Source organism: Aliigemmobacter aestuarii (genome assembly GCF_004799285.1).
Lineage (GTDB): Bacteria > Pseudomonadota > Alphaproteobacteria > Rhodobacterales > Rhodobacteraceae > Aliigemmobacter > Aliigemmobacter aestuarii.
The window spans coordinates 327,735-352,158 of record NZ_SSND01000003.1; the positions used below are offsets into that span (position 1 = coordinate 327,735).

The following is a 24,424-nucleotide window of genomic DNA, read 5'->3' on the forward strand; positions in this document are numbered from 1 at the left end:
GCGCCGATGACCCCCGCCGCGCGTGCCGCAGCCGCGATCGAGGTGCTTGACCGCTGGCTTGCGGGGATGCCCGCCGAACAGGCATTGACCAACTGGGCAAGGTCCAGCCGCTTTGCCGGGTCGGGGGACAGGCATGCGGTGCGCGACCTCGTGTTCCAGGCGATCCGCTGCCGTCGGTCGCATGCCGCGTTTGGCGGGGCGGAGACGGGGCGCGGCCTGATCCTCGGCGGCCAGCGCGACCGGGGCGAAGACCCCGCGGCGATCTTCACCGGCGAAGGCCATGCGCCGGCCCCGCTGACCGACGCCGAAAGGGACTCGGGCCATGCGCCCTCGGGGGCGGAGGCGCTGGACTGCCCGGAATGGCTCTGGCCCAGGCTGCAGACGTCTCTTGGGGCCGATGCAGCGCCGGTGATGGCGGCACAGCGCCAGCGGGCCGATGTGCATCTGCGCGTGAACAGCCTGCGCGCAACCCCGACCGAAGCGCTTGCCGCGCTCGCTGCAGAGAACATCATCTGTGCCCCGCATCCCCTTGCGGATACGGCGCTTTCCGTCATTGAAGGCGGGCGGCGCGTGGCCCAGTCGCGGGCCTATCTTGAGGGCCTCGTGGAGTTGCAGGACGCGGCTTCGCAGGCGGTGGTCGCGGCCCTGCCGCTGCGGCCCGGGATGCGGGTGCTGGACTATTGCGCGGGGGGCGGCGGCAAGGCGCTGGCCATGGCCGCGCGGACCGGCGGGCCGGTGGCCGCGCATGACGCCGACCCGCGCCGGATGCGCGACCTGCCTGCGCGGGCTGGACGCGCGGGCGCCGCGATCACCCTTCTTTCGCCAGATCATGTCGCGAATTCAGGGCCTTGGGACCTTGTCCTGACAGATGTTCCCTGTTCGGGTTCGGGCAGCTGGCGCCGTGCGCCCGAGGGCAAGTGGCTGCTGACGGCAGAGCGCCTGACCGAACTTGCCCGCCTTCAGGACGGCATCCTTGACCGGGCATCGGCACTGCTCGGGCCGGGCGGGGTTCTGGCCTATGCCACCTGTTCGCTTCTGTCCTGCGAGAATGGTGACCGGATCGCGGCCTTCCTTGCCCGCCACCCCGGCTGGACAGTGAAGGCGCAACGCCAGTTCACCCCGCTGGATGGCGGCGACGGGTTCTTCGTGGCAGTCCTGACGCGCGAAATATCGGATTGAAAGCAATTCTGGATTGTGGCCGGATGGCCGTTAAGTGACGGTTAAGGAAATCAGTGCCGAATGGTGTCGCAGAACGAATCCGGATCGGGGGCGGATGTGGCGATCAATTCGGCGCGCGCAGGGGCAGAGGGCACGCAGTCGCGTGTCCCATCCGTGCTTTGGCCGATCTCGGCGGTGGCCTTCGGGGCGGCGGTGGTCGGCCTTCTTGCCACCCAACCGCAGCTTCGCCTGGCGGCCTTTTCCGCCGCGGCAGGTCTGCTGGTGCTTGGACTTGCGGTCGCCGGACTGGTTCGCTGGCGCGGGCGGATGGATCGGCTGCGGCTGTCGCAACTGGCGCTTCTGACCGAGCAGGACGCAACACCCTGTTTCGCCACCGATTCCACCGGGCGCATCACGCTCCGCAACGCGGCCGCGCGCCAGAGGTTCGGCATGGCGGATGCCGATACGCTGATCGCGGCACTTGGCGGTTGGTTTGCCAGCCCCGCGGCGGTGCTGTTCCGCCTGCACTCGCGCGCGCAGCGCACCGGGGCGGCGCGCGAGGATGTGGTGACATCTGCCGGGCATCTGCGTTTGTCGGTCTACCGGATCGGGGCCGCGCAATTCGTCTGGCGGATCGAAGAATTCGAGGACAGGCAGGCGCCCGGCCAGGGGGGCGACGGGGTGCATCTGCCGATGCTGGTGGCGAACAAGTCCGGGGTCGTCCTTTATGCGAACGAGGCGATGCGCAGGCTTTCCGGAGGGCGGCCGCGGACGCTGCAATCGGTCTTCTCCGGCCCCCTGCCGCCGTCGGGCGAACTGGTGGATGTGGCCGGGGCGTCGGGGCCGGTACGGGCGGTCCTGGCCGAACTGGCCGGGCCGGGCGAACGGCGCGAGATCTATCTTTTGCCGGTCAGCCTTGATCCCGCGGCGGAAGAGGCGCCGCAGGCCACCGAATTCGAACATGTCCCGGTGCCCCTTCTGAAACTCGCACCGGAAGGGCTGGTTCGGGCAATGAACCGGCAGGCGCGCGATCTTCTGGAGCTTGACGATGCGCGGGGTCTCACCTTCGCCGACCTTTTCGAAGGGCTCGGCCGCCCGGTGACGGACTGGCTTTCCGACGTGGCCGCCGGACGCAACCCCGGCGGAGCCGAGGTGCTGCGCTGTCGCCGGCGCGAGACCGAGGACAGTTTCTTTCAGGTCACGCTTCGCCGGATCGTCGAACGGGGCCGCAGCGGCGCGGTCGCCGTGCTGAGCGATGCAACCGCCCTCAAGACGCTTGAGGCGCAGTTCATCCAGAGCCAGAAGATGCAGGCCATCGGCCAGCTTGCCGGCGGGATCGCACATGATTTCAACAACCTGCTGACCGCCATTTCGGGCCATTGCGACCTGTTGCTTCTGCGGCACGACGCCTCGGATCAGGATTATTCCGATCTGGTCCAGATCCACCAGAACGCCAACCGGGCCGCGGCGCTCGTGCGCCAGCTGCTGGCCTTTTCCCGCAAGCAGACGCTGGCGCCCGAATTCATCGACCTTCAGGAAACCCTGTCGGACCTGATGCACCTTCTGAACCGTCTTGTGGGGGAACGGATCACGCTCAAACTGGCGCATGCCCCGGGCCTCGGCACGATCCGGGCTGACCGGCGGCAGTTCGAACAGGTGCTGATGAACCTTGTCGTGAACGCGCGTGACGCGATGCCCGAGGGCGGCACGATCCGGGTGGAGACAGAGGCGCTGGTTCTTGCGGGCGAAACGCGGCGGGGCAGGGCGCGGATACCGGCCGGCTCCTATGCGGTGATCCGGGTCAGCGATACCGGCTGCGGCATCCCGCCCGACCGGATCGACAAGATCTTTGAACCCTTCTTCACCACCAAGCGCCCGGGCGAGGGCACGGGGCTTGGCCTGTCAATGGCCTATGGCATCGTCAAACAATCGGGCGGCTATATCTTTGCCGACAGCACGCCCGGCGAGGGTTCGGTGTTCGAGGTGATCTTCCCGGTGCATGAGGCTGCTGACGACCGCCCTGTGGCCCCGCACCCGGAACCGGTCCGCCGACCGATCGCCACCCCCACGGGTGGAGTTGTCCTGCTGGTCGAGGATGAGGCGCCGGTGCGCGCCTTCGCCTCGCGCGCGCTTCGCCTGCGTGGGTTCACGGTGCTTGAGGCCGAGAATGCCGAGGACGCGCTGCGTACGCTGGAGGACCCGTCGGTCGCGGTCGACATCTTCGTGACCGATGTGGTGATGCCGGGCATGGACGGGCCATCCTGGGTGCGGCAGGCCCTTCGCGACCGGCCCGATGTGCGGGTGATCTTCGTCTCGGGCTATGCCGAGGAGGATTTCGCCGATGCCCAGACCCGTATTCCGAACTCTGTTTTCCTGCCCAAGCCCTTCTCGCTCACCGACCTGGCCGAGACCGTACAGCGCCAGCTGCACTGAGGCCCGCAGGGATGCTGCGAGGGCTGCAAGGGGCGGGGCGGCTGATGGGCCTGGAAAAGGCCCCGGATCCGGCGCTGGTCGGCCTTTGGTTCGGGGGGAGTGGCGTCCGGCGCCGAGGTCCGGGCGAACCGCCCGCCAAGCAGGCGACCGCACAATCCGTAAGACCGCCCGCCGGATGGGCCGCGGCAATGACGGCTGGCCGGGCCGTCGGTAGGCATGCAGCGGGCAGGAAATCGGCTCGACATGAATTCCCGCGCGCACATGCCTGTGGGGCAGCTTCGCCCCGGCCGTTTCCCGTTCGGGACCCCTTCCAAAGCGCACGGGCCGGGCCACGGGCAGGCCGCGGGCCGGTGACGATGCCTGCGCCACCCGCGGCAACGGGCGAGGGCACCGCCATGAAAGGCCGCGAGCGGCCCGGATGGCACCGGGTCGCTGAAGGGCTGCCGCGCCGCGCCCGCCGACATTCAGCCCGCCGACCCTTAACCGGCAGACCGTGTGGCGCAGGCGTCGCCCGTCTGTGAGGCGATCAGTCGCGGATCGCGGCGTAGATCTCGAAATCCGCCTTCAGATACCGCCTGAGCAGGTCTTCGGTGGCGCCCGAAAGGTCGGTATCGCCTTCGGGCGAAACATTCACGCGTGGCAAAGTGATCGCACATCCCAGCCGGTCTTCGAGGAAATCGACGAAACTGTCGATCGCCTCATAGCGGAAAAGCCGCGTCAGCCCCTTGCCGTTGCGCGGCTTGAAGAACTGCGCCTGCGACCCTACGGCGGCGAATTCCGGCGGCTCCTCGGCGCAATAGGCCCGCACGAATTCGTCAAAGGTGATCCCCTGCGTGGACCGACGCGGATCGGTGATGTCATCGCGCTGGCGGTAACGGTACCATGACGAAAGCCAGCTGCGCGGCTCGCGCATCACGGCGACGACGTCGAATTCCTGCCCCGAGGAAACTTCGAGATAGGGCGCGATGAACCGGTGATAACGCATCACGGTCGTGTGCTTGAGGATCGGCGGGCGCTGGATGCTGAGAGCGGCCAGCGATTCGAGCGCGCTTTCGATCGCCGTCGTCCCCGTCTTGGGTGTCGCGAGGAAAGCCAGACGTTGTTCCCAGAATACCAGCATCGCTGCCCCTTTTTTCCACCTGCGGCCTCTCTGGGCCCTGCGGCGTAAACTAGCTGTTAACCGAAACCGGAAAAAGCTGCTTTCTAAGAGAAAAGGATTGAAATGTTCCTGTTTTGTGCTCATAAGAACGGGAACGGAACGGAAACAAATGCATCATTGCTGGCCGCGCGCGGCTGTGGAATAAGGATCGGGAAATGGCAGTGGCGAACCTCCTCGACTTGAAGGACAAGCGCGAAATGGACAAGCAGAAGGCGCTGGAAAGCGCGCTCCAGCAGATCGAACGTCAGTTCGGCAAGGGCTCGATCATGAAGCTCGGCGCCGACAACCCGGTGATGGAGATCGAGGCCACGTCGACCGGTTCGCTGGGGCTCGACATCGCCCTGGGGATCGGTGGCCTGCCCAAGGGCCGCATCGTGGAAATCTATGGCCCGGAAAGCTCGGGCAAGACGACGCTCACGCTGCATGTGGTGGCCGAGGAACAGAAGAAGGGCGGCGTCTGCGCCTTCGTCGACGCCGAACATGCGCTTGATCCGCAGTATGCCCGCAAGCTGGGCGTCAACCTCGATGAGCTTCTGATCAGCCAGCCCGACACCGGCGAACAGGCGCTGGAAATCGTGGATACGCTGGTGCGGTCGGGCGCGGTCAGCCTGATCGTCGTGGATTCGGTCGCCGCGCTGACCCCGAAATCGGAACTGGAAGGCGACATGGGTGATGCACAGGTCGGCGCCCAGGCCCGCCTGATGAGCCAGGCCATGCGCAAGCTGACCGCCTCGATCGGCCGGTCGAACTGCATGGTGATCTTCATCAACCAGATCCGCATGAAGATCGGCGTGATGTTCGGCAGCCCCGAAACCACCACCGGCGGCAATGCGCTGAAATTCTATGCCAGTGTCCGGCTCGACATCCGCCGGATCGGCTCGATCAAGGAACGGGATGAGGTCGTGGGCAACACCACCCGCGTCAAGGTGGTGAAGAACAAGGTCGCACCGCCCTTCAAGCAGGTGGAATTCGACATCATGTATGGCGAAGGCATCTCGAAGACGGGGGAACTGATCGACATCGGCGTGAAGGCCGGCGTGGTCGAGAAATCGGGCAGCTGGTATTCCTATGGCGATGAACGGATCGGCCAGGGCCGCGAAAACGCCAAGCTGTTCCTCAAGCAGAACCCGTCCGTCGCGATGGAGATCGAGGACAAGATCCGCGCGGCGAACGGGCTGGATTTCCACATGGAAGGCGGCGCGGACGACGCCGAGGTCCTGGATACCTGACCGCGCGCCGACGTCGCCCTGTGACAGGCGGACGACCGCCGGGCAGCAGTCATGACAAGGGGCAGGGCCGGGGGAAGACCCCGGCCCTTTTCCTTTTCCGCATGCGTGGCGGCAATAGGCCTTGCCCGATACCGCAGGCACGCGGATACTTCCCCGCATGACATGGTAACGGTGTGGTCCTTCGAAGGGGCGATTTCGAAGAGGCGGATCCGGCGGGTACGATTTGATCTGGCGCGCCTTCGGCGAGAACGTTTGCAGCTGGCGCCATTTCGTCTGACGGGATTTCAGAAAGCGGGCATTCGATGGGCGTCTACCAGGTTCTCAGATCGGCACGGCGGGCCGCCTCAAACCGGATCGCGTTGCCGCTCAGGGCGGGCTGGAACCGTCTTCTGGCGCTGACCCCCGCCGCGCCCGGATTTGTCGGCGCCTTTCCTGACCATGCCACCGCCATGGCGCATGTGCCGAAGGGCCGCCTTGCCGGCTATGACCATGATGCGGTGGCCGACACCTCGTTCCTGCGCATGTGTCAGGTCCAGAGCCACGATTACCCTGTCCTGTACTGGCTGCACCGCCACCTTCTGCCGGGCCAGCATGTGCTGGATTACGGCGGGCACATGGGGACGAAATACATCGCCTTCGCCCCCTACCTGCCGCTGACCGAAGCGACATGGACCGTGATCGACCTGCCGGCGATCATGGGGGCCGCCGCTGCCCGGCAGGCGGCCGGGGATATCCCGGCGGAGATCCGGTTTCTCAGCGATCCCTCGGCGGCCGCGCCTGCGGATATCCTGCTGGCGTCGGGTCTGTTCCAGTATCTGGATGTGCCGCTGGCGACGCTTTTTTCGCGGCTGGGGCAAAGGCCGCGGGTCGCGATCTTCAACAAGGTGGCCACGCGCGAGGGCCCTTCGGTCACGACGCTGGAAAAGATCGGCCCGGCCCGGGTGCCCTATCAGTTCCGCAACCGTGCCGGGTTCGAGGCGGAAATCGCGGCGCTCGGCTACCGGATCGTGGATCGCTGGGACATCCCGGCGCTGAGCCATGTGATCGACACGCATCCGGCGCTCGGCCCGAGCCGGAGCCTCGGCTACGTCCTCGAACGCGACGGGTAAGGGCGGCGCCGTCCCGGTCGGCGGCCGGGGCAGGGCGGGCCAGGCCGAAAGGAACGTCCGGGCGCAGTGGACAGCCGCGCCAAGCAAGGCTAAAGGGAGGGCAAACCGCAGGAATTCCGCCCCGAAAGGCCCCATGTCATGGCGTCCCTGAACGACATCCGCTCTACCTTCCTCGATTTCTTCGCGCGCAACGGTCACCGGATCGTGGAGTCGTCCCCGCTTGTCCCGCGCAACGACCCGACGCTGATGTTCACCAACTCGGGCATGGTTCAGTTCAAGAACCTCTTCACCGGGGTCGAGACGCGCGATTACACCCGCGCCACGACCGCGCAGAAATGCGTCCGCGCGGGCGGCAAGCACAATGACCTCGACAACGTGGGCTATACCGCGCGGCACCATACGTTCTTTGAAATGCTGGGCAATTTCAGCTTCGGCGACTATTTCAAGGAAACCGCAATCCCGCTGGCGTGGGAACTGCTGACGAAGGATTTCGGCATCCCGAAGGACCGGCTTCTGGTTACGGTCTATCACACCGACGACGAGGCTGCCGATATCTGGAAGAAGGTCGGCGGGTTCAGCGACGACCGGATCATCCGCATCCCGACGAATGACAATTTCTGGATGATGGGCCCGACCGGCCCCTGCGGCCCCTGCACGGAAATCTTCTTTGACCACGGCGACCATATCTGGGGCGGTCCGCCCGGCAGCGCCGAGGAGGATGGCGACCGGTACATCGAGATCTGGAACAACGTCTTCATGCAGTTCGAACAGTTCGAGGACGGCTCGCGCCGCGAACTGGAGGCGAAGTCGATCGACACCGGCATGGGGCTGGAACGGATCGGCGCGCTGTTGCAGGGCAAGCATGACAACTATGACACCGACCTCATGCGCAGCCTTATCGAGGCCAGCGCCCATGTCACCAGCCAGGACCCGGACGGGCCGGGCAAGACGCATCACCGGGTGATCGCCGACCACCTGAGATCGACCTCGTTCCTGATCGCCGACGGGGTGATGCCCTCGAACGAAGGCCGGGGCTATGTGCTGCGGCGGATCATGCGGCGGGCGATGCGGCATGCGCATATGCTGGGCGCAAAGGACCCGGTGATGCACCGTCTGGTGCCCGCGCTGGTGCGCCAGATGGGCGCGGCCTACCCGGAACTGACCCGCGCGCAGGCGCTGATCGAAGAGACGCTGAAGCTAGAGGAAACCCGCTTCAAGCAGACGCTGGATCGCGGCCTGAAGCTTCTGGACGAAGAACTGGGCGGCCTCTCGGAAGGGGCCGAACTGCCGGGGCAGACGGCGTTCAAGCTCTATGATACCTACGGCTTCCCGCTGGACCTGACGCAGGACGCGCTGCGCGAAAAGGGCCGGGCGGTGGACGTCGCGGGCTTTGATGCCGCAATGGAGGAACAGCGCGCCAAGGCACGGGCCTCGTGGGCGGGATCGGGCGAGGCCAAGGACGCCGCGATCTGGTTCGAACTGGCCGAACGGCACGGGGCGACCGAGTTTCTGGGCTATGACACCGAAATCGCCGAAGGCCAGATCCTCGCGCTGGTGCGCGATGGGGCCGAGGCCGGCGAGGCCGCGGCCGGAACCGCCGTGCAGGTCGTGGTGAACCAGACGCCGTTCTATGCCGAGAGCGGCGGCCAGGTGGGCGACACCGGCTTCATCCGCACCGACACCGGGCTTGCCGAGGTGACGGACACGAAGAAATCGGCCGGCGTCTTCATCCATGTCGCGACCGTCCGCGAGGGCAGCATCCTGCGCGGCCAGCCCGCGAAACTGGAAGTGTCGCACAGCCGCCGCCGGGCGATCCGCGCCAACCATTCAGCCACCCACCTTCTGCACGAGGCGCTGCGCCGCGCGCTTGGCGATCATGTGGCGCAGCGGGGCAGCCTGAACGCGCCCGACCGCCTGCGGTTCGACTTCAGCCATTCCAAGGCGCTGTCGGCGGCGGAACTGGCGCAGGTCGAGGCCGAGGTGAACGCCTTCATCCGCCAGAACGGCAGTGTGGAAACCCGGATCATGACGCCCGACGACGCGCGGGCCCTGGGGGCGCAGGCGCTGTTCGGCGAGAAATACGGCGACGAGGTCCGCGTGGTGTCGATGGGCAGCCTGCCCGGATCGGGCAAGGGTGCGGATGGCAACACCTTCAGCCTGGAACTCTGCGGCGGCACGCATGTGTCCCGCCTGGGCGAGATCGGGCTTTGCGTGATCCTGGGCGACAGCGCCTCGTCCGCGGGGATCCGCCGGATCGAGGCGCTGACCGGCGAAGGGGCGTTGGCGCATCTGAACGACCAGATGCGCAAACTTGCCGATGTGGCCGCGGTGCTGAAGGTGACGCCGGCGGAACTGGCCGATCGGGCGCGCGCGCTTCTGGATGAACGGAAGCGGCTGGAAAACGAGGTGGCGCAATTGCGCCGCGAGGTCGCCATGGGCGGCGGCAAGGCCGAGACGGCAGGCCCCGAGGCATTGGGGAACGGGCTGATGTTCCGCGCCCAGGTTCTGAACGGCGTTTCGGGGAAGGACCTGCCCGCCATCATCGACGAGATGAAGGCCGAAGGCTGGGACGGGGCGATCCTGCTGGCCGCCGAGAATGACGGCAAGGTTGCGGTCGCCGCCGGTGTGACGGCCGGGGCCGTGGGCCGGGTGTCGGCGGTGGACGTGCTGCGCGCCGCGATCGCGGCCCTTGGCGGCAAGGGCGGCGGCGGCCGCCCCGATCTGGCCCAGGGCGGCGCGCCGGGGCTTGATCAGTTCGACGCCGCGCGGCAGGCTGCGCTTGATGTCGTGAAAGGAGCCTGACCCATGCCGACCGCCCTCTGGATCGCCCATGTCGAAGTGACCGATGCCGAGGCCTATGGCCGCTATGCGCAGGGTGCGACCGGGGCCATCGCGGCCCATGGCGGCGTGTTCCTCGCGCGCGGCGGGCGCTATGTGCAGCTGGAAGGCAATGATCGGCCGCGCAATGTCGTGGCCCGCTTTCCCAGCCTCGAGGCGGCGGTCGCCTGCTACAACAGCCCCGAATACCAGGCCGCGCTGGCCCATGCCAAAGGCGCCAGCGTGCGTGATCTCGTCGTGGTTGAAGAAAGCGCCTGAAGCCGAAGATTTTTCTGCGAAAAATCTTCCCCAGCCTACTTTCGGCGCGGGCCTAGAGCGGCAGAGCCGTCGTGTCCTTGATTTCTTCCATGACGAAACTGGCCGAAACATCGTGCAACTCGACGCGACCGACAAGGTCGCGATAAAGCCGGTCATAGGCTTTCACATCCGCCACACGGGCGCGGATCAGGTAATCAAGATCCCCCGTCATCCGGTAGGCGCCCAGGATCTCGGGCATGTCGCGCGTGGCCTGGGCAAAGCGTTCCAGCCAGTCGGGGGCATGACGGTCGGTCCGGATCAGCATGAAGACGGTCAGGCCAAGCCCCACCTTCTCGGCATCCAGAAGCGCAACGCGGGCGCGCAGCACGCCCCTGTCCTCCAGCGCCTTCACCCGGCGCCATACGGCATTGCGTGACAGGCCGACCCGGTCACCCAGATCTTCCAGCGACAGGCCTGCATCGCGCTGAAGCAGGGTCAGTATACGGCGGTCAAGGTGGTCGAGTTTCTCCATCCCGTCGGATTTAGCGGGAAATCTTCACATCCGGAACCCGCAATCTCCGTGCAAAGGTGATGCAATTCGATCCGGCCTTTGGTAGAATTCGGTCAAGGCCCGGAAAAACGGGCATTTGGCGGAATGAGGCGGGATCATGTGTCGTTGGGCAGCCTATATCGGGGCGCCGATCTTTCTTGAGGAAATCATCAGCCGTCCGGGTCATTCGCTGATCCATCAGAGCCATTGCGCCACCCAGTGCCATTCCGCGATCAATGCGGACGGGTTCGGCGTGGCCTGGTACGGAGAGCGGCCGGAACCGGGCCTGTACCGCGATGTCATGCCGGCCTGGTCCGATCCGAACCTGCGCAGCCTGACGGCGCAGGTCCGCTCCGGCCTGTTCCTGGCGCATGTGCGCGCCTCGACCGGCACGGCGACCAGCCGCAACAACTGTCATCCCTTCGCGGTTGGCCGGTGGTGTTTCATGCACAACGGGCAGGTGGGCGGCTATGACGGGTTCCGCCGCTGCGCCGAAATGCTGATCCCGGATGAGCTTTACCCGTTCCGGCGGGGCGCAACGGACAGCGAGGCGTTGTTCCTCGCCGCCCTGGCCGAGGGCCTTGACCGCGATCCGAAGGGCGCTCTGGCGCGTGCCGTCGCCCGGCTGGAGGCGCTGAGCCGCGAAAAGGGTACCGCACCCCACATGCGCCTGACGGCTGCGTTTTCCGATGGCCGTCGCCTTTATGCCGTCCGCCACGCGACCGACGACCATGCGCCGACGCTTTATCACCGCTGGTCCGAGACGCGGCAGGGCCGGGCGGTCGTGTCCGAACCGCTCGAGACGGACGAGGACGGCTGGCAAGAGATCCCGCCGGGCAGCTTCTGCACTTTCGAGGGCGACGAGGTCCATGTCGAACCCTTCGCACCCTCAACTTTGGCCCGGGCCGCCTGAACGCGGAAAGGCCGCCCGGGGTGGCGGCCTTGCTTTTCAACCTGACGAAAATACCCTGCGGGGGTGCGGGGGTGCAAAACCCCCGCCGTCCGCCGTCATTCCGCGCGCGACTGGCGCTTTCTTTCATGCGGGTCCAGATGGCGCTTGCGCAGGCGGATGATCTTGGGCGTCACTTCCACCAGTTCGTCATCGTCGATATAGGCAATGGCCTCTTCCAGGCTCATCCGGACCGGGGGCGTCAGGCGTACCGCCTCGTCCGAACCCGAGGCCCGGATGTTGGTCAGCTTCTTGCCCTTCAGCGGGTTCACCTCAAGGTCATTGTCGCGGCTGTGTTCGCCGATGATCATGCCCTCATAGACCTGTTCCTGCGCGCCGATGAACAGCTTGCCGCGTTCTTCCAGGTTCCACAGCGCATAGGCGACCGAAACGCCGTTCTCCATGCTGATCAGAACGCCCTGGCGACGGCCCTGGATCGGGCCCTTGTGGGGTACCCAGCCGTGGAAGATCCGGTTCAGGACGCCGGTGCCGCGCGTGTCGGTCAGGAACTGGCCGTGATAGCCGATCAGCCCGCGTGACGGCACATGCGCCACGATGCGCGTCTTGCCGACGCCTGCGGGCTTCATCTCGACCAGGTCGCCCTTGCGTTCGCCGGTCAGCTTGTCGATCACCGCGCCGGAATATTCGTCATCGACATCCACGATGACCTCTTCGACCGGCTCCATCCGCTGGCCGTCCTCTTCACGGAAGATGACGCGCGGGCGGCTGATCGACAGCTCGAACCCTTCGCGGCGCATGTTCTCGATCAACACGCCCATCTGCAGTTCGCCCCGGCCCGAAACCTCGAAGGCCTCGCCGCCGGGGGTGTCGGCGATCTTGATTGCCACGTTCTGTTCGGCTTCCTTCATCAGCCGGTCCCGGATCACGCGCGACTGCACCTTGTTGCCGTCGCGGCCCGCGAGGGGAGAGTCGTTGATGCCGAAGGTCACGGTGATGGTGGGCGGGTCGATCGGCTGGGCGGGAAGGGCGGCTTCCACCGACGGGTCGCAGAGCGTATCGGCCACGGTGGCCTTGCTCATGCCGGCGATGGTGACGATGTCTCCGGCGATCGCCTCGTCGATGGGCTGCTGGCCCAGGCCCCGGAAGGCGAGGATCTTGGTCACGCGGAACTGTTCGATCCGCTCGCCGGTGCGCGACAGCGCCTTCAGCTGCGCGCCCACCTTCAGCGTGCCGGCCTCGACCCGGCCGGTCAGGATGCGGCCGATGAACGGGTCGGCCGAAAGCGTCGTCGCCAGCATCTGGAAGGGTTCGGCCGCATGGGCGAGCTGCCGGGGCGGGGGGACATGGCGGACGATCAGGTCAAACAGCGCCGTCAGGTCCTTGCGCGGCCCGTCCAGCGCCTCGTCGGCCCAACCCGACCGGCCCGAGGCGTAGAGATGCGGGAAATCAAGCTGTTCATCGGTCGCACCCAGATTGGCGAAAAGGTCGAAGACCTCGTTCAGCGCGCGATCGGGTTCGGCATCGGGCTTGTCCACCTTGTTCAGCACGACGATAGGCCGCAGCCCCAGAGCCAGCGCCTTGGAGGTGACGAATTTCGTCTGCGGCATCGGGCCTTCGGCGGCATCGACCAGAAGGACGACACCATCGACCATGTTCAGGATCCGTTCCACTTCGCCGCCGAAATCGGCGTGGCCGGGGGTATCGACGATGTTGATCCGCGTGCTGCCGTGTTCGACGCTGGTGCATTTCGCCAGAATGGTGATCCCGCGCTCGCGTTCAATGTCATTGCTGTCCATCGCGCGTTCGGAAACCGCCTGGTTGTCGCGGAAGGCGCCGGACTGTTTCAAGAGTTCGTCCACCAGCGTTGTCTTGCCATGGTCGACATGCGCGATGATGGCGATGTTGCGAAGCTCCATCGGAGGGTCACTTTCAGATCATTAGGGTTGGCGCGGCCTTACAGGAGGGCCGTCAGAAAGGAAAGCCCCGACCGCGCGGCGGGGTCTGGCCTTTGGTCAAATCGGGATATCCGTGTCGATCGCGCCGCGATTCCGCCTCTGCCGCAGGGCCGCCTAGGTCGCGATGTACCGATCCCGGCGGTGGTTGATCGCGATGACGAGGTTGACGACCAGCGCACCAAGCGCGCTCCAGGCCACGGTCAGCGGATCGCGCAGCGCAAACGCCACGGTGAAAAGTGCCGCATCGAACCCCAGCTGCACCCATCCCGCACGCCAGCCAAGCCGATCCTGAAGGATCAGCGCCAGGATGCCGATCCCGCCAAGGCTGGCGCCGTGACGAAAAAGCGCCATGAGCGCCGAGCCCGAGGCAAGGCCGAACAGCACCGCCCCGAAGGCGGGCGTGAGATGATCGAACGAGATCCACCCAGGCATGACCATCGAAAGACCCGACAGGGCCGCCACGGCGATGAAGGTCTTCAGCGTGAAGACCGCGCCCATCCTGAGATAGCCGAGGACATAGAAGGGCAGGTTGATCACGAAAAACACCGGCCCGAACCCCCATCCCGTGGCGTAGGAGATCAGCACCGCGAGACCCGCCGTCTGACCGGTGACCAGCCCCAGATGCGTGAGGATCACGATCCCGAACGACGCCATGACCGCGCCATAGGCGATGCCCTGCGCATCCTCGAACAGGCTGTGGCGTTTTGGATCGGTCATCGCGATTGCCTGCCGAAAGTGGTCGGGCAAGTCCAGTCAAAATCCGCCGTCGAGACTGCGATTGATCAGGCAGTTCGAATGTGCGAGGCTTTCACTGATTTTGATCTCGTGACTTCGGAAGCAAGCATGACAAGCGCAAGACGAATTGCGGTCTTTGTGGATGCCGACAATATTTCAGCCGATCATCTGGAGTTATGCCGGAAAACTGCAAACGAATTGGGAAACCTGGTTTGCTTCAGGGTTGTGGGTTCACCAGAGAGTGTCAAAGGCTGGCTAAAACCCGGGGTTCGCGCGATTTGCCATGCTGCCGGCAAGAACTCTGCCGATATTGTTCTCTCTCTTGAAGCGCTTGAGCTTGCGCTGACCCGACAGGCAGACGCGTTCGTTTTTGCGACATCGGACCGCGATCTCTCGATCTGCGCGACCCGTCTTCGGGAACTGGGGTTCGATGTCACCTGTCTTGGAGAAAAGACCAAGGTCGCGCTGGAAACTCAGCAGAGTTATGCAAAGTTCATCGCCGTTCCCGTCAAGAGGTCTCCAGCGACTGCAACGACCGCGAAAAAGACCGCAGCAAACGTGCCGAATGAGGCATTCAAGAAAAAGATTTCGCAGTTCCTCGTTGACGAGGCCAAGCAACCTGATGGCCCCGCGATCAACGGTGGATGGATCCCGCTTTCTGTCTTGGGACAATCCCGCGCGCGTGAAAAGGGGATTTCAAAAGTTGCCGCAGGCGTCGGCAAGAACAAATCGTGGCGGACCTACTTCGAAGGCAATTCGTCATCGTTTGAAATTGACGAGGGCGGACAAAAAGTCCGCCCTCGATCCAAAGCACGATAGACGAGCGCCTCAGCCCGCCAGAGCCTTGTTCAGGTATTCGTCGACCTTTTCCAGGTAGCCCATGGTGGTCAGCCACTTCTGGTCGGGGCCGACCAGCAGGGCGAGGTCCTTGGTCATGAAGCCGTCCTCGACCGTCTGCACGCAGACCTTTTCCAGCGTCTCGGCAAAGCGCGCCAGTTCGGCGTTGCCGTCAAGCTTGGCGCGGTGCTTCAGCCCGCCGGTCCAGGCGAAGATCGAGGCGATGGAGTTGGTCGATGTTTCCTTGCCCGCCTGATGCTGGCGATAGTGGCGCGTCACCGTGCCATGGGCGGCCTCGGCCTCGACCGTCTTGCCGTCGGGCGTCATCAGGACCGAGGTCATCAGGCCGAGCGAGCCGAAGCCCTGCGCCACGGTGTCGGACTGCACGTCGCCGTCATAGTTCTTGCAGGCCCAGACATAGCCGCCCGACCATTTCAGCGCCGAGGCGACCATGTCGTCGATCAGGCGGTGTTCATAGGTGATGCCCTTGGCCTTGAACTGGGCCTCGAACTCTTCTTCATAGACCTTCTGGAACAGGTCCTTGAAGCGGCCGTCATAGGCCTTGAGGATCGTGTTCTTGGTCGACAGATAGACCGGCCAGCCGAGGTTCAGCCCGTAGTTCATCGAGGCGCGGGCGAAGTCGATGATCGACTGGTCAAGGTTGTACATGCCCATGGCAACCCCGGACGAGGGCGCGTCGAAGACGTCCTTCTCGATCACGGTGCCGTCCTCGCCCACGAATTTCATCGTGAGCTTGCCCTTGCCGGGGAAGCGGAAATCGGTGGCGCGATACTGGTCGCCAAAGGCGTGGCGGCCGACGACGATCGGCTGGGTCCAGCCCGGCACCAGACGGGGGACGTTGCGGCAGATGATCGGCTGGCGGAAGATCACGCCGCCCAGGATGTTGCGGATCGTGCCGTTGGGCGACTTCCACATCTGTTTCAGGCCGAATTCCTCGACCCGCTGTTCGTCGGGGGTGATGGTGGCGCATTTCACCGCAACGCCGACCTCTTTGGTCTTCAGCGCCGAGTCGATGGTGATCTGGTCGTTGGTGCGGTCACGCTCTTCGATGCCCAGATCGTAATAGAGCAGGTCGATGTCGAGATAGGGCAGGATCAGTTTCTTCTTGATGAAATCCCAGATGATCCGGGTCATTTCATCGCCGTCCATTTCGACGACGGGGTTTGCCACCTTGATCTTGGTCATGTGCCGCCCTTTCGGTTGAAGGATTCGAATTGGCACGGGCTATAGCGCAAAACGGTGCGCATGGGAAGTCCGGTATGCAAATGTATACCGTTTATTCCTGCCCCGCGAACCAGGCCCGTGCCCGAACGCGGACCCAGTCCCACAGGGCGGGCGCGCCGCGGGCGACCTTGTGGCCGACGCGGGATTCAAGCTGGTCGTAGGTCACGTTGAACTCGGGCCATGTGCCGCCGTCATTGGCGAGGTTCAGCATCACCGGCTGAACCCGGTCAAGGCTTTTGGCAAAGACCGCGTCGGGGGTTTCGGCGGCCTCGAATTCGTCCCACAGCGCGCGGAATTCGGCCGCCAGACCGGCGGGCAGGAGGCCGAAGATGCGGTCGGCCGCCGCGGCCTCGGCGGCCTGCACCTCGGCACTGCCATGGGCCTGCCCGTTGGCGGAATGAATCGGCACATCGCCCACGTCGATCTCGACCAGATCGTGCAGGATCAGCATCCTGAGCACGCGGTTGATGTCTACCCCCGGCCCGGCCTGATCGGCCAGCGTCAGCGCATAGAGCGCCAGGTGCCAGGAATGTTCGGCGGAATTCTCGCGCCGCGAGCCGTCGATGATGCGGCCCGCGCGGCAGACGGTCTTCAGCTTTTCAGCCTCGACCAGAAAGGCCATCTGGGCCGACAGCCTGTCAGGCATTTTTCTTGGTGGCGCGGAAATCGGCCAGACGCTTGTTCAGGAACTCGCGCCCGCGCCGTTCGGCAAGGCGCACGCGGATCGCGGTCATGAAGGATTCCTGCATCGAGGGCGACAGCGAGCCCAGCATCTTGGACACTTCATCGTAGAAACGGTCGTTGCCCATTTCGTCCATCGCGGCCAGAACGTCCGTCGCCAGCGCGTCGGCCAGATCGTCGGTCATCGCCATGGCTTAGCGCGACCCTTCGCCAAGGCGGCGCTTCACATAGGCCGTGACCGTGTCGATCATAGGCTTCATGTGCGCCTCTTCGTCCTTGAAGAAATGATCGGCGCCCTCGATCTGCTCATGCGTGATGGTGATGCCCTTCTGTTCATGCAGCTTGTTCACCAGGCTAACGGTATCCTTGGGCGGCGCGACCTTGTCGGCGGTGCCATTGATGATCAGGCCCGACGAGGGGCAGGGGGCGAGGAAGCTGAAGTCATACATGTTCGCAGGCGGCGCAACAGATACGAAGCCCGTAATCTCGGGCCGGCGCATCAGAAGCTGCATCCCGATCCATGCGCCGAAGCTGAAGCCCGCGACCCAGCAGTGCTTGGCGTTCTGGTTCATGGATTGCAGGTAATCGAGCGCGGACGCCGCGTCCGACAATTCGCCGATACCCTGGTCATATTCGCCCTGGCTGCGACCGACGCCGCGGAAGTTGAACCGCAGGACGGTGAAGCCCAGGTTGTAGAAGGCGTAATGCAGGTTGTAGACGACCTTGTTGTTCATCGTGCCGCCGAACTGCGGATGGGGATGCAGCACGATGGCGATCGGGGCGTCGCGGTCCTTTTGCGGATGGTAGCGGCCTTCGAGACGCCCTTCGGGGCCTGCAAAGATGACTTCGGGCATCGCCTTGACTGTTTCTTCTCGCTGTCCGGGGGTGTGTTGCCACAGCCGCCCGGAGGGATTAAGGGAAGGTCGGGCAGGGGGTCTGCCCAAGCCCAACCGAGTTAAGCGGCGCAAGGCGTCGCGTCAATGGATTTGCGGGAGAACGCCGTGAAACTCTCCACCAAGGGGCGCTATGCGATGGTCGCGCTGGCCGATCTTGCGCTGGCAAGGACGGACGACCTGATGTCGCTGGCCGAGATCTCGAAGCGGCAGGACATTAGCCTTCCCTATCTGGAACAGCTTTTCGTGAAACTGCGCCGCGCGGGTCTGGTGGAGGCCACGCGGGGGCCGGGGGGCGGATACCGGCTGGCACGCAGCCCGGACTCGATCCGGGTGAGCGAGGTCCTGGAGGCGGTCGAGGAAACGGTGAGCGCGATGCACACCGGCGCGGGGGCGTCGGGGGCAGTGTCGGGCACACGGGCGCAGTCGCTGACCAACCGGATGTGGGAGGGGCTTTCGGCGCATGTCTATGTCTACCTTCACCAGACCCGGCTTTCCGACATCATCCGCAACGAACTTGCGCCCTGTCCGGCAGTGCCTGCGCTGTTTCGTGTCGTTGACGACGCCTGATTTCCGGGCACAAGGGGGCGCCGCCACAGGTTCCTGTGCGGCGGTCACACGTGAGAAGGTGATGGACATTCGCGCATGACGGCCCGCGTCTATCTGGACTGGAACGCCACGACGCCGCTGCGCCCGGAAGCGCGGGCGGCGATGGTGGCGGCGATGGACGTGGTGGGCAATCCGTCGTCGGTCCATGCCGAGGGGCGGGCGGCGAAGGGGCTGATGGAACGGGCGCGCGCGCAGGTTGCCGCGGCGATCGGGGCCGAGGGGGCCGACATCGTGTTTGTCTCGGGCGCGACCGAGGCGGCGGCGCTGGCTTGCGCGGGGCGCGGGCTTGTCTGTGCGGGGATCGAACATGACGCGGTGGCCGCATGGTGCGATCCGGTGCTGCCCGCGGGCCACGACGGCCGGGTGAAGGTTAACGATCCGGCACGGACCGCGCTGCAATTGGCCAATTCCGAAACCGGCATCGTGCAGGACCTTCCGCAGGGGCTTGCGGTTTCCGACCTGACGCAGGGGTTTGGCAAGTTGCCGGTCGCCTTCAACTGGCTGGGCTGCGATATGGGCTTTGTCAGCGCGCACAAGCTTGGCGGGCCGAAGGGGATCGGGGCGCTGATCCTGCGGCGGGGGCTCGATCTGCCCGCGCAACTGAAGGGCGGCGGGCAGGAGATGGGCCGCCGTGCCGGAACCGAGAACCTGATCGGCATCGCAGGCTTCGGGGCCGCCGCCGAGGCCGCCGCCGCCGATCTGGCCGCCGGGGTCTGGGAGCGGGTTTCTGGAATTAGAAATATTCTAGAGTCAGCATTGTCTGCCGGGCAGAGTTGGACTATTTCTGTCGGGAATGAAGGCGCGCGCCTTCCCAACACGCTTTGCCTTGTCACCCCCGGCTGGAAAGGGGAAACGCAAGTGATGCAGATGGATCTGGCCGGATTCGCGATCTCCGCGGGCTCGGCCTGTTCCAGCGGGAAGGTCCGCGCCAGCCGCGTGCTGATGGCGATGGGTTTCGACGAAACCTCTGCCGCCAGCGCGATCCGGGTCTCGATCGGCCCGCAGACGACGGAAGACGAAGTGATGCGGTTCGCCGACGCGTGGACCGCGCAGCGGAAAAAGGCCCGGGACCGGGCCCCGAAGGAATAGGAACAGGCCATGGGTGCGCTGGACAACGATACCGCCCTCGAGGTGCGAGAAGGGGTCGATCGCGAGACGATCGAAACCGTTCAGGCGATGGCGGGCAAGTACAAGTACGGCTGGGAAACCGACATCGAGATGGAGTTCGCGCCCAAGGGCCTGAACGAGGACATTGTTCGCCTGATCAGCGAAAAGAACGGCGAACCCGACTGGATGCTGGAGTGGCGCCTTGCGGCCTATCGCCGTTGGGTGAAGATGGAAGAGCCGCGTTGGGCGATGCTCAACTACCCCGAGATCGACTATCAGGACCAGTATTATTACGCCAAGCCCAAGAGCATGACGAAAAAGCCGAAGTCGCTGGACGAAGTCGATCCGAAGCTTCTGGCGACCTATGAAAAGCTGGGCATCCCGCTGAAGGAACAGATGCTGCTGGCGGGCGTCGAAGGTTCGGACGAGCCGCGCAAGGTGGCGGTCGATGCCGTGTTCGACAGCGTGTCGGTCGGCACCACCTTCAAGGAAGAGCTGAAGAAGGCCGGCGTCATCTTCTGTTCGATCTCGGAGGCCGTTCGCGATTACCCCGAGCTTGTGAAGAAGTATCTCGGCAGCGTCGTGCCGCAGTCCGACAACTTCTTTGCCACGCTGAATTCGGCTGTCTTTTCCGACGGATCCTTCGTCTATGTCCCCGAAGGCGTGCGCTGCCCGATGGAACTGTCGACCTATTTCCGCATCAACGCAGAGAACACCGGGCAGTTCGAACGAACGCTGATCATCGCCGACAAGGGCGCCTATGTCAGCTATCTGGAAGGCTGCACCGCGCCCAAACGCGACACCAACCAGCTGCATGCGGCGGTGGTCGAGATCGTCATCCTCGACGATGCCGAGGTGAAGTATTCGACCGTCCAGAACTGGTATCCGGGCGACGAGGAAGGCCGCGGCGGGATCTACAACTTCGTCACCAAACGGGCCGATTGCCGGGGGCCGCGGTCCAAGGTGATGTGGACGCAGGTGGAAACCGGATCGGCGATCACGTGGAAATACCCCTCGTGCATCCTGCGCGGCGATGACAGCCAGGGCGAGTTCTATTCGATCGCCATCGCCAACAACGCCCAGCAGGCCGACACCGGCACCAAGATGGTGCACCTGGGAAAGCGGACGAAATCGCGGATCGTGTCCAAGGGGATCAGCGCCGGGCGTGCGCAGAACACCTATCGCGGGCTGGTCAGCATGCACCCGAAGGCCACCGACAGCCGCAACTACACCCAGTGCGATAGCCTTCTGATCGGCGACAGGTGTGGCGCGCATACGGTTCCCTACATCGAGGTCAAGAACAACTCGTCGCGCGTCGAACACGAGGCGACGACCTCGAAGGTCGATGACGATCAGCTGTTCTACTGCCGGTCGCGCGGGATGGACGAGGAAGAGGCGGTCGCGCTGGTGGTGAACGGCTTCTGCAAGGAAGTGCTGCAGGCGTTGCCGATGGAATTCGCGATGGAAGCGCAAAGCCTGGTCGCGATCAGCCTGGAAGGATCGGTCGGCTGACGCTGGCGGGGCGCCGGGGCCACCCCCGCGCGCCGGAAGGAACACGCGTTGCCGCGACGGCCAAAGACCGGCGGCAGCGGACACGGAGACAAGGTAAGGTAGGCCCGGAAAAATGCTGGAAATCAATAACCTGCACGTCAAGCTTGAAGAAGATGACAAGGTCATCCTCAAGGGCGTGAACCTGACCGTCGAGGCCGGCAAGGTGCATGCGATCATGGGGCCGAACGGGTCGGGCAAGTCGACCCTGTCCTATGTCCTGGCCGGGCGCGATGGCTATTCCGTGACCGATGGCTCGGCCACGCTGGATGGTGCCGAGCTGCTTGAGATGGAACCCGAGGAACGCGCCGCAGCGGGCCTGTTCCTGGCGTTCCAGTACCCGGTGGAAATTCCGGGCGTGGGCAACATGACCTTCCTGCGGACGGCCGTAAACGCACAGCGCAAGGCCCGCGGCGAGGACGAACTCAGCGCGGGGGAATTCCTCAAGATCGTGCGCGAAAAGGCCAAGGCCCTGAAGATCGACGCCGAAATGATGAAGCGGCCGGTGAACGTGGGCTTTTCGGGCGGCGAGAAGAAGCGCAACGAGATCCTGCAGATGGCCATGCTTGAGCCGAAGATGTGCATCCTTGACGAGACCGACTCGGGCCTTGACGTGGACGCGATGAAACTGGTGGCCGATGGCGTGAACGCGCTGCGCGACGCGGGCCGCGCGTTTCTGGTGATCACGCATTACCAGCGGCTGCTGGATCACATCCGCCCGGACGTGGTGCACATCATGGCCGACGGGCGGATCGTCAAGACCGGCGGGCCGGAACTGGCGCTTGAGGTCGAAAACAACGGCTATGCCGATATCCTGGCCGAGGTGATGTGATGGCGCTGGCGGCGCAGAAATCCGACGCGCTTGAGGCGCGGATCGCAAGGCTGGACCGCCCGACGGCGGGCTGGACGGCAAAGGCAAGGGCCGATGCGCTGGCGCGGCTTTCGTCGATGGGCCTGCCGGGCAAGCGGGACGAATACTGGCGCTATACCGATCCGGCCGGGTTGAACCTGGCCGAGGCCGCGGCAGCCGCGCTTTTCGATGCGCAGGGCGAGGCGCCGCCCTTCGACGGGATCGACCGTCTGAAGCTGGTCTTCGTGGATGGCGTGTTCGATCCGGCCGCCTCTGACGATCCGGCCCTTGCCGGGGTCGAGATCAGCCTTCTGTCGAAGACGGGTGGGGCCGACCTGCACTGGGCGCAGGGGCTTTACGGCACGCTCGAAGCCGCCGGGCAATCGCCCGTGGCGCGGCCCTTCGCGGCGATGAATACCGCCTTCGCGACCGAGGGCGTGATGATCCGCGCCACGGGGCGGGCGGCCAAACCGGTTTCCCTGATTTACCTCCACAAATCCGAAACTTCGGATGCGATCCTGCATCACTGCATCAAGGTCGAATCCGGGGCGGAACTGACCCTTCTGGAAAACGGCCCGGCGGCGGCGCGGTTTTCCAAGGTGATGGAGGTCGATGTCGCCGATGGCGGACGCTTCCATCATGTCCGCACCCAGGGGCGCGACCACGAACGCCGCGCGATCACGCACATCTTCGCGCGACTGGGGCGTGAATCGCTGTTCAAGTCCTTCACGTTGACCGCGAACGGGCGGCTCACCCGCAACGAATGCGTGATCGACCTGACCGGTGCGGATGCGGTCGCCCATGTGGCGGGCGCCGCCGTGGGCGATGGCGATTTCCACCATGACGATACGGTCTTTGTGACCCATGGCGCGGAACGCTGCGAAAGCCGGCAGGTGTTCAAGAAAGTGCTGAAGAACGGCGCTACGGGGGTTTTCCAGGGCAAGATCCTGGTGCGACCCGGCGCGCAGAAGACCGATGGCTATCAGATCAGCCAGTCGCTGCTTCTGGACGAGGACAGCCAGTTCCTGGCCAAGCCCGAGCTAGAGATCTATGCCGATGACGTGAAGTGCAGCCACGGCTCCACCTCGGGCGCGATCGACGAAACCGCCCTGTTCTACCTGCGGTCGCGCGGGGTTCCGGAAAGCACGGCGAAATCTCTTCTGGTGCTGGCCTTCCTGGCCGAGGCTCTGGCCGAGATCGAGGATGAGGCGCTGGCCGAAGATATCCGGTCGCGGCTGGAAGGGTGGCTGTCGCGCCACGAACGCTGATGGCCGTCACCTCGGACATCGTCGAAAGCTGGCGCCGCCCGCGGGCGGTCGTGCGCCGCCATCTGGCGCGCGGCCGATCCGAGCCTTTCGCCTTCAGCCTGCTGGTGGTGTTCCTGATCGTGGCCTTCATCGCGCAATGGCCGCGGGCCTCGCGGGTTGCATTCGAAAGCCCCGACACGCCGATCGAGCCGCAACTTCTGGCGATTGCGCTTGGCCTTTTGGCGACGATTCCGGTCTGGTATCTGCTGGCGGTGCTGGCGCGGCTGGTGGCGCGGGCGATGGGGGGCAGGGGCAGTTTCTACGGCGCGCGCATTGCCCTGTTCTGGGCACTGGTTGCGGTCAGCCCCGTGATGCTGTTGCATGGGCTGGTGGCGGGCATGATCGGCCCCGGCCCGGCCCTGACGGCGGTCGGCCTTGTGACGGTCGTGGCCTTCCTGTGGTTCTGGATCAGCGGGATGCGCGAGGCGGAGCAGTCCGGTGCAGCATGACATGACCCCCTGGGTGGACCTCGCGCGGCTGAGCCTTCGCGACCCCCGCGCCGGCGGCGAGGCGCTGCTGCGGACGGGCATCCCGGCGCAGACGGGATGGACGGTGCTGGTTCTGACGGCGGTCCTTTCGACGGTCGTCACCCACGCGCTTTACCTTGTCTGGCCCGAATTCGGCACCGGCATGGGCGCCTTCCATCTGCCCCCGATCGCGCTGGCCGTGTTGCAACTGGTGTCGGGCGTGGTGACTGTGGTGCTGGTTCATGTGGTGGGCCGGATGTTCGGCGGCCGGGGGGAACTGGCCGGGGCTGTGCTGATCGTGGCCTGGATGCAGGTCATCCTGATGGCGCTGCAGATCGCGCAGGCGGTTCTTTACCTTGTCCTGCCGCCCTTCGGCCAGATTCTGGGATTGGTCAGCATGATGCTGCTGTTCTGGCTGATGACCGGGTTCATCGCGGCGCTGCACGGGTTCCGGTCGCTCGGTATGGTCTTCGCCGGCATGATCGCGGCGGCGATCGGCCTGGTTCTGGTCCTGTCGGCGCTTCTGGCCCTTCTGGGCGTGCCGCAGATGATGATGGAGGCATGACG

23 protein-coding genes are annotated in these 24,424 nt (G+C 65.1%); 15 read left to right on the forward strand and 8 right to left on the reverse strand.

Translation table 11 applies throughout. The features are described from left to right. Window positions 1-6: 6 nt before the first annotated feature. Together E7811_RS12760 and E7811_RS12765 are read left to right on the forward strand one after the other, a co-directional pair. The gene (locus tag E7811_RS12760; protein WP_136395035.1) at window positions 7-1,179 is read left to right on the forward strand and encodes an RsmB/NOP family class I SAM-dependent RNA methyltransferase; all 1,173 of its coding nucleotides are present in this window, start codon (window positions 7-9) and stop codon (window positions 1,177-1,179) included. 60 nt (window positions 1,180-1,239) lie between these two features. After that, window positions 1,240-3,591, forward strand: a complete 2,352-nt coding sequence (locus tag E7811_RS12765; protein WP_136395036.1) for a hybrid sensor histidine kinase/response regulator — start codon at window positions 1,240-1,242, stop codon at window positions 3,589-3,591. A gap of 526 nt (window positions 3,592-4,117) precedes the next feature. Here E7811_RS12765 and E7811_RS12770 read toward each other — a convergent pair. Further along, window positions 4,118-4,711, reverse strand: coding sequence for a hypothetical protein (locus E7811_RS12770; protein ID WP_136395037.1), 594 nt, complete (start codon window positions 4,709-4,711; stop codon window positions 4,118-4,120). A 194-nt stretch (window positions 4,712-4,905) separates the two neighbouring features. On the opposite strand from E7811_RS12770, the gene recA reads away from it, so the two are divergent. The 4 genes from recA (at window position 4,906) to E7811_RS12790 (ending at window position 10,184) form a co-directional block, all read left to right on the forward strand. Beyond that, the gene (gene recA / locus E7811_RS12775) at window positions 4,906-5,979 is read left to right on the forward strand and encodes a recombinase RecA (protein WP_136395038.1); all 1,074 of its coding nucleotides are present in this window, start codon (window positions 4,906-4,908) and stop codon (window positions 5,977-5,979) included. A 302-nt stretch (window positions 5,980-6,281) separates the two neighbouring features. Next, on the forward strand, window positions 6,282-7,088 hold the full coding sequence (locus E7811_RS12780; RefSeq protein WP_136395039.1) for a methyltransferase, TIGR04325 family: 807 nt from the start codon (window positions 6,282-6,284) through the stop codon (window positions 7,086-7,088). A gap of 138 nt (window positions 7,089-7,226) precedes the next feature. Continuing rightward, window positions 7,227-9,890, forward strand: a complete 2,664-nt coding sequence (alaS, locus tag E7811_RS12785; RefSeq protein ID WP_136395040.1) for an alanine--tRNA ligase — start codon at window positions 7,227-7,229, stop codon at window positions 9,888-9,890. A gap of 3 nt (window positions 9,891-9,893) precedes the next feature. After that, complete coding sequence (locus E7811_RS12790; protein ID WP_136395041.1) at window positions 9,894-10,184, forward strand: DUF1330 domain-containing protein; 291 nt, start codon at window positions 9,894-9,896, stop codon at window positions 10,182-10,184. Window positions 10,185-10,236: 52 nt separating this feature from the next. Here E7811_RS12790 and E7811_RS12795 read toward each other — a convergent pair whose 3' ends face one another. Further along, window positions 10,237-10,695 (reverse strand): Lrp/AsnC family transcriptional regulator, encoded by a 459-nt coding sequence (locus E7811_RS12795; RefSeq protein WP_136395042.1) that lies wholly within the window; start codon window positions 10,693-10,695, stop codon window positions 10,237-10,239. Window positions 10,696-10,831: 136 nt separating this feature from the next. Between E7811_RS12795 and E7811_RS12800 the strand changes: the two genes are divergently transcribed. Beyond that, window positions 10,832-11,626, forward strand: a complete 795-nt coding sequence (locus E7811_RS12800) for a class II glutamine amidotransferase (protein ID WP_136395043.1) — start codon at window positions 10,832-10,834, stop codon at window positions 11,624-11,626. Between the two features lie 95 nt (window positions 11,627-11,721). Here the strand turns inward: E7811_RS12800 and typA are convergent, their stop codons facing one another. Together typA and E7811_RS12810 are read right to left on the reverse strand one after the other, a co-directional pair. Beyond that, window positions 11,722-13,539 (reverse strand): translational GTPase TypA, encoded by a 1,818-nt coding sequence (typA, locus tag E7811_RS12805; protein ID WP_136395044.1) that lies wholly within the window; start codon window positions 13,537-13,539, stop codon window positions 11,722-11,724. A gap of 153 nt (window positions 13,540-13,692) precedes the next feature. Further along, on the reverse strand, window positions 13,693-14,295 hold the full coding sequence (locus E7811_RS12810; RefSeq protein WP_136395045.1) for a YitT family protein: 603 nt from the start codon (window positions 14,293-14,295) through the stop codon (window positions 13,693-13,695). A 78-nt stretch (window positions 14,296-14,373) separates the two neighbouring features. On the opposite strand from E7811_RS12810, the gene E7811_RS12815 reads away from it, so the two are divergent. Then, the gene (locus E7811_RS12815; RefSeq protein WP_168733018.1) at window positions 14,374-15,132 is read left to right on the forward strand and encodes an NYN domain-containing protein; all 759 of its coding nucleotides are present in this window, start codon (window positions 14,374-14,376) and stop codon (window positions 15,130-15,132) included. A gap of 9 nt (window positions 15,133-15,141) precedes the next feature. On the opposite strand, the gene E7811_RS12820 is transcribed toward E7811_RS12815, so the two are convergent. The 4 genes from E7811_RS12820 to E7811_RS12835 all read right to left on the reverse strand — a co-directional run bounded on the left by E7811_RS12820 (window position 15,142) and on the right by E7811_RS12835 (window position 17,930). After that, the gene (locus E7811_RS12820; RefSeq protein ID WP_136395047.1) at window positions 15,142-16,356 is read right to left on the reverse strand and encodes an NADP-dependent isocitrate dehydrogenase; all 1,215 of its coding nucleotides are present in this window, start codon (window positions 16,354-16,356) and stop codon (window positions 15,142-15,144) included. Window positions 16,357-16,447: 91 nt separating this feature from the next. Beyond that, a complete protein-coding gene (locus tag E7811_RS12825) occupies window positions 16,448-17,041 on the reverse strand; it encodes an HD domain-containing protein (RefSeq protein ID WP_136395048.1) in 594 nt (197 codons plus the stop codon). Then, on the reverse strand, window positions 17,034-17,261 hold the full coding sequence (locus E7811_RS12830) for a hypothetical protein (protein ID WP_136395217.1): 228 nt from the start codon (window positions 17,259-17,261) through the stop codon (window positions 17,034-17,036). The genes E7811_RS12825 and E7811_RS12830 overlap by 8 nt, the downstream gene beginning before the upstream one ends. A gap of 9 nt (window positions 17,262-17,270) precedes the next feature. Beyond that, window positions 17,271-17,930, reverse strand: coding sequence for an alpha/beta hydrolase (locus E7811_RS12835; protein WP_136395049.1), 660 nt, complete (start codon window positions 17,928-17,930; stop codon window positions 17,271-17,273). A 147-nt stretch (window positions 17,931-18,077) separates the two neighbouring features. Here E7811_RS12835 and E7811_RS12840 point away from each other — a divergent pair, with 147 nt between their 5' ends. The 7 genes from E7811_RS12840 to E7811_RS12870 all read left to right on the forward strand — a co-directional run bounded on the left by E7811_RS12840 (window position 18,078) and on the right by E7811_RS12870 (window position 24,422). After that, window positions 18,078-18,539 (forward strand): Fe-S cluster assembly transcriptional regulator IscR, encoded by a 462-nt coding sequence (locus tag E7811_RS12840; protein ID WP_136395218.1) that lies wholly within the window; start codon window positions 18,078-18,080, stop codon window positions 18,537-18,539. A gap of 75 nt (window positions 18,540-18,614) precedes the next feature. Further along, entirely contained in the window at window positions 18,615-19,667 is a 1,053-nt protein-coding gene (locus E7811_RS12845) for a cysteine desulfurase family protein (RefSeq protein WP_136395050.1), read from the forward strand. A gap of 9 nt (window positions 19,668-19,676) precedes the next feature. Next, window positions 19,677-21,197: a Fe-S cluster assembly protein SufB gene (sufB, locus tag E7811_RS12850; RefSeq protein ID WP_136395051.1), complete on the forward strand. Its 1,521-nt coding sequence runs from the start codon at window positions 19,677-19,679 to the stop codon at window positions 21,195-21,197. A gap of 112 nt (window positions 21,198-21,309) precedes the next feature. Then, a complete protein-coding gene (gene sufC / locus E7811_RS12855) occupies window positions 21,310-22,065 on the forward strand; it encodes a Fe-S cluster assembly ATPase SufC (RefSeq protein WP_136395052.1) in 756 nt (251 codons plus the stop codon). Further along, complete coding sequence (gene sufD / locus E7811_RS12860; protein ID WP_136395053.1) at window positions 22,065-23,351, forward strand: Fe-S cluster assembly protein SufD; 1,287 nt, start codon at window positions 22,065-22,067, stop codon at window positions 23,349-23,351. The genes sufC and sufD overlap by 1 nt, the downstream gene beginning before the upstream one ends. Then, on the forward strand, window positions 23,351-23,839 hold the full coding sequence (locus E7811_RS12865; protein ID WP_136395054.1) for a Yip1 family protein: 489 nt from the start codon (window positions 23,351-23,353) through the stop codon (window positions 23,837-23,839). Before sufD ends, E7811_RS12865 begins: the two co-directional genes overlap by 1 nt. Further along, the gene (locus tag E7811_RS12870; protein WP_136395055.1) at window positions 23,829-24,422 is read left to right on the forward strand and encodes a YIP1 family protein; all 594 of its coding nucleotides are present in this window, start codon (window positions 23,829-23,831) and stop codon (window positions 24,420-24,422) included. Before E7811_RS12865 ends, E7811_RS12870 begins: the two co-directional genes overlap by 11 nt. The last annotated feature ends 2 nt before the right edge of the window (window positions 24,423-24,424 follow it).

What these genes read in the sequence shown, in the direction of transcription:
- E7811_RS12760 (WP_136395035.1), top strand. Translation starts at nt 7, where the DNA reads ATGACCCCCGCCGCGCGTGCCGCAGCCGCGATCGAGGTGCTTGACCGC.
- E7811_RS12765 (WP_136395036.1), top strand. Translation starts at nt 1,240, where the DNA reads ATGGTGTCGCAGAACGAATCCGGATCGGGGGCGGATGTGGCGATCAAT.
- E7811_RS12770 (WP_136395037.1), bottom strand. Translation starts at nt 4,711, where the DNA reads ATGCTGGTATTCTGGGAACAACGTCTGGCTTTCCTCGCGACACCCAAG.
- recA (WP_136395038.1), top strand. Translation starts at nt 4,906, where the DNA reads ATGGCAGTGGCGAACCTCCTCGACTTGAAGGACAAGCGCGAAATGGAC.
- E7811_RS12780 (WP_136395039.1), top strand. Translation starts at nt 6,282, where the DNA reads ATGGGCGTCTACCAGGTTCTCAGATCGGCACGGCGGGCCGCCTCAAAC.
- alaS (WP_136395040.1), top strand. Translation starts at nt 7,227, where the DNA reads ATGGCGTCCCTGAACGACATCCGCTCTACCTTCCTCGATTTCTTCGCG.
- E7811_RS12790 (WP_136395041.1), top strand. Translation starts at nt 9,894, where the DNA reads ATGCCGACCGCCCTCTGGATCGCCCATGTCGAAGTGACCGATGCCGAG.
- E7811_RS12795 (WP_136395042.1), bottom strand. Translation starts at nt 10,695, where the DNA reads ATGGAGAAACTCGACCACCTTGACCGCCGTATACTGACCCTGCTTCAG.
- E7811_RS12800 (WP_136395043.1), top strand. Translation starts at nt 10,832, where the DNA reads ATGTGTCGTTGGGCAGCCTATATCGGGGCGCCGATCTTTCTTGAGGAA.
- typA (WP_136395044.1), bottom strand. Translation starts at nt 13,539, where the DNA reads ATGGAGCTTCGCAACATCGCCATCATCGCGCATGTCGACCATGGCAAG.
- E7811_RS12810 (WP_136395045.1), bottom strand. Translation starts at nt 14,295, where the DNA reads ATGACCGATCCAAAACGCCACAGCCTGTTCGAGGATGCGCAGGGCATC.
- E7811_RS12815 (WP_168733018.1), top strand. Translation starts at nt 14,374, where the DNA reads ATGTGCGAGGCTTTCACTGATTTTGATCTCGTGACTTCGGAAGCAAGC.
- E7811_RS12820 (WP_136395047.1), bottom strand. Translation starts at nt 16,356, where the DNA reads ATGACCAAGATCAAGGTGGCAAACCCCGTCGTCGAAATGGACGGCGAT.
- E7811_RS12825 (WP_136395048.1), bottom strand. Translation starts at nt 17,041, where the DNA reads ATGCCTGACAGGCTGTCGGCCCAGATGGCCTTTCTGGTCGAGGCTGAA.
- E7811_RS12830 (WP_136395217.1), bottom strand. Translation starts at nt 17,261, where the DNA reads ATGACCGACGATCTGGCCGACGCGCTGGCGACGGACGTTCTGGCCGCG.
- E7811_RS12835 (WP_136395049.1), bottom strand. Translation starts at nt 17,930, where the DNA reads ATGCCCGAAGTCATCTTTGCAGGCCCCGAAGGGCGTCTCGAAGGCCGC.
- E7811_RS12845 (WP_136395050.1), top strand. Translation starts at nt 18,615, where the DNA reads ATGACGGCCCGCGTCTATCTGGACTGGAACGCCACGACGCCGCTGCGC.
- sufB (WP_136395051.1), top strand. Translation starts at nt 19,677, where the DNA reads ATGGGTGCGCTGGACAACGATACCGCCCTCGAGGTGCGAGAAGGGGTC.
- sufC (WP_136395052.1), top strand. Translation starts at nt 21,310, where the DNA reads ATGCTGGAAATCAATAACCTGCACGTCAAGCTTGAAGAAGATGACAAG.
- sufD (WP_136395053.1), top strand. Translation starts at nt 22,065, where the DNA reads ATGGCGCTGGCGGCGCAGAAATCCGACGCGCTTGAGGCGCGGATCGCA.
- E7811_RS12865 (WP_136395054.1), top strand. Translation starts at nt 23,351, where the DNA reads ATGGCCGTCACCTCGGACATCGTCGAAAGCTGGCGCCGCCCGCGGGCG.